Here is a 3,254-nt window from a genome sequence, read left to right as displayed (position 1 = left end):
GAACACAGAAGTTAAGCTTCTTAGCGCCAAGAGTAGTTGGGGGTCGCCCCCTGCGAGGGTAGGACGTTGCCATGCTATTAAAAATAAAACAATAAAATTTTACGACCGTTGCTGAATATAAAAAAAGGTGTTGTCACAAAGTGACAACACCTTTTTTTATAGTTTTATTTCTCATTACAAAGGAAACACGGTTCCTAAAATCACTAAATCCGTAGGCATTACGTTTAATAATTTTCAATTTATTGTTAGTCCCTTCCTTCAAGTAGGCTATTAGAATAAGGATAGTTAATAGCGTTTTTCACATAGTCTTCATGTTAAATTAAAATGAGTAAACAATTTTTTTAAAAAATTGAATTCAAGTTTTATTAAATGCATGCATAAGTGCATTGTAAATGTGAAATTGATCGTAAACAACTATGGCGTTCGGGAATAACAAAGTTCTCGTAAACTTGGGATACGTATAGTTTATATAAGTAACGATTACTTTAACGTTTTCGCGTGCTTCTAAAATGAACCGGATAAAATACTTAGTCACTTGATAGATTGTTCTAGCAAAAATAGCAGATACTATAGAGCATTTTTTGTTACACTATTACTTAATAATGGATATAAAATTTTTCACATATTAGAAAGACGTTAAATGATAAAACAAGTAGTAAATGATGAGATATAAGTAAAAATTTGATTTGACTATTGATATATATACATTGTATAATGTGTAATGCATTAAAATACATATACTAGATTTATATCGGAGGAAGTCCATGAAAAATAAAGATACGGCCTTTTTTGGTCATCCTAGAGGATTATCAACACTATTTTTTACAGAAATGTGGGAGCGATTCAGTTATTACGGAATGCGAGCAATTCTTTTATACTATATGATTTCAGAAGTGGATGGGCTTGGTTATAATCAAGCTACAGCCATGTCAATTATGTCCATTTATGGATCATTAATTTATTTATCAGGTGTCATTGGAGGTTTCGTTAGTGATCGCCTTTGGGGTAGTAGAAAAACAGTGTTTATTGGTGGAATACTAATAATGCTAGGACATATTGTTCTTGCAACACCCTTTAAATCAGTTGCTTTATTCATATCTATCGCGTTAATCGTATTGGGAACAGGGTTGTTAAAACCTAATGTTTCTGAAATGGTTGGTGGATTATACAATAGTAAGGATCCAAGACGTGATTCTGGTTTCAGTATCTTTGTATCTGGGATTAATATTGGTGCTTTGATTGCACCGTTGCTAGTTGGATGGGTTGGTCAAGAATATAATTACCACGTTGGATTCTCATTAGCAGCTATTGGGATGTTTTTCGGCTTAGTTCAATATTACTTTGACGGAAGAAAATATTTAACAAAAGATAGTTTATATCCTAATGACCCTATTCAACCTAACGAATTATCAACTATTCTTAAAAAATCTTCAATCGGTGTTATAGCTTTAGCTTTAATTTTAGTTATCATGTTCCTATTTAAATCATTAAATATTACGAATGTCATTCTTTTAATCACAATTCTTGCAGTTATCATCCCTGTCTATTACTTTACAATGATGTTAACAAGTAAGAAAACAACAAAAATTGAACGATCAAGACTTACAGCGTATATTCCGTTATTTATTGCCAGTATCTTATTCTGGTCAATTGAAGAACAAGGTTCAGTTGTTTTAGCAATGTTTGCGTCAACTAGAACGCAGTTAAGTGCTTTTGGGTTCACTTTCCCAGCTAGTTTCTTTCAAAGTATGAATCCGTTATTCATATTAATCTATGTTCCAATATTTGCTTGGTTATGGGTTAAATTAGGATCGAAACAACCTAGTTCTCCAGCTAAATTTTCAATTGGTCTAGTATTTGCTGGAGCATCTTTCCTTTGGATGATGCTCCCTGGTGTTCTTTTTGGAACAGATACTAAAGTTGGCCCATTATGGTTAGTTGCAAGTTGGATGATGGTTATGCTTGGTGAAGTTTTGGTTTCTCCAGTTGGCTTATCAATTACTACTAAACTTGCACCAAAAAGTTTTCAATCTCAAATGATGAGTGTTTGGTTCTTGAGTGATGCTGTTGCTCAAGCATTGAATTCACAAATTGTTCGGTTATACACACCCGCTACTGAATCAATGTACTTTGCTGTAGTTGGTGGAATTACTGTTGCCTTTGGTATTATGTTGAGTTTCTTTATTCCAAGAATTCATAAATTAATGGAAGGCGTTAATTAAATAGATTTTTAATGAAAGATATGTTAATTTTAATTAACATATCTTTTTTTGGAGGGAAACATGACAATTATTGCAACTAGTAGTGATAATCACTTTGATATTAATAAAGTTGATGTGGATATAATTATTGATGAACAAGTAAATTATCTATTAGCGAAAAATATTGAGTATTATCTTATTACAGGAGATTTATTTAATGATTTTAATAAAACGATTGATTATATTATTAGACTGAAAAGAAAGTTAAATAATAAAATTGTTGTCTTATTTATTGCAGGTAACCATGACATGGTTAAAAATATAACATTTGATGAGCTAGAAAGTGTAGTGAATGATTCTTATCTCCATAATCAATATTTGGATATCTCCGGCACTGAATGGCGTATTATAGGTAATAATGGATGGTACGATTACAGTTACTCAAAACAGCTAAAACGGTCTGATAAAGAAATGCTACATTGGAAAACAAACTATTGGATCGATCGTAAAATTGTTCAACCAATGCCAGATGTCGAGAGATTTAAATTAAGTTTAAGACAAACTGAAAAATTATTGAGTGATGCGAAACAATTAAATAAAAAAATAATATTTATGACTCATTTTGTACCTAATGAATTGTATATTAAAATTAATAATGATAATCGTTTCTGGAACGTTGCAAACGGCATGTTAGGTAGTCAAAAGATGGGAGATCTGTTAGAATACTATAAAGTAGAAAAAGTTTTATTTGGGCACCTCCATATCAAACATGATCCTATTCAAATTAATGAAACGACGTATTATACGAAGCCAGTGGGATATGGGCGGAAAAAATATAACGAATGGACGAAAAATACGTTCTTCGATGAGTGGAAATTTACGTTACAAATAATTAATTTAAAATAATTGAAAAAAAAGCTTGATTTTTAATCCATTTATTTGTATGATAGTTAAGTCGGATAAAGCTGATATGGAAGAGTAGCGAAGAGGCTAAACGCGGCGGACTGTAAATCCGCTCCTTCGGGTTCGGTGGTTCGAATCCACTCTCTTCCA

Annotated in this window: 4 protein-coding genes and 1 tRNA gene; 3 read left to right on the top strand and 2 right to left on the bottom strand. The window is 31.8% G+C overall.

What is annotated here, in order from left to right; translation table 11 throughout:
- Positions 1-133: 133 nt before the first annotated feature.
- Positions 134-238 carry a hypothetical protein gene (locus AC1RPU_RS07540; protein ID WP_481762193.1) on the bottom strand — a complete coding sequence of 35 codons (105 nt, stop codon included), beginning with the start codon at positions 236-238 and terminating at the stop codon, positions 134-136.
- A 117-nt stretch (positions 239-355) separates the two neighbouring features.
- On the bottom strand, positions 356-571 hold the full coding sequence (locus AC1RPU_RS07535) for a transposase (protein WP_481761913.1): 216 nt from the start codon (positions 569-571) through the stop codon (positions 356-358).
- 193 nt (positions 572-764) lie between these two features.
- On the opposite strand from AC1RPU_RS07535, the gene AC1RPU_RS07530 reads away from it, so the two are divergent.
- The 3 genes from AC1RPU_RS07530 to AC1RPU_RS07520 all read left to right on the top strand — a co-directional run bounded on the left by AC1RPU_RS07530 (position 765) and on the right by AC1RPU_RS07520 (position 3,254).
- A complete protein-coding gene (locus AC1RPU_RS07530) occupies positions 765-2,222 on the top strand; it encodes a peptide MFS transporter (RefSeq protein ID WP_481761865.1) in 1,458 nt (485 codons plus the stop codon).
- 60 nt (positions 2,223-2,282) lie between these two features.
- Positions 2,283-3,107: a metallophosphoesterase gene (locus AC1RPU_RS07525; protein ID WP_481761866.1), complete on the top strand. Its 825-nt coding sequence runs from the start codon at positions 2,283-2,285 to the stop codon at positions 3,105-3,107.
- A gap of 66 nt (positions 3,108-3,173) precedes the next feature.
- Positions 3,174-3,254 (top strand) — tRNA-Tyr (locus AC1RPU_RS07520).

The sequence above is a fragment of the Dellaglioa sp. CoH-55-MRSF-7 genome, from assembly GCF_056782235.1.
This window is presented reverse-complemented; position numbering and strand designations above follow the sequence as displayed.

Excerpts from the sequence above, each read along its gene's own strand:
- AC1RPU_RS07530 (WP_481761865.1), top strand. The coding sequence starts at position 765 with ATGAAAAATAAAGATACGGCCTTTTTTGGTCATCCTAGAGGATTATCA.
- AC1RPU_RS07525 (WP_481761866.1), top strand. The coding sequence starts at position 2,283 with ATGACAATTATTGCAACTAGTAGTGATAATCACTTTGATATTAATAAA.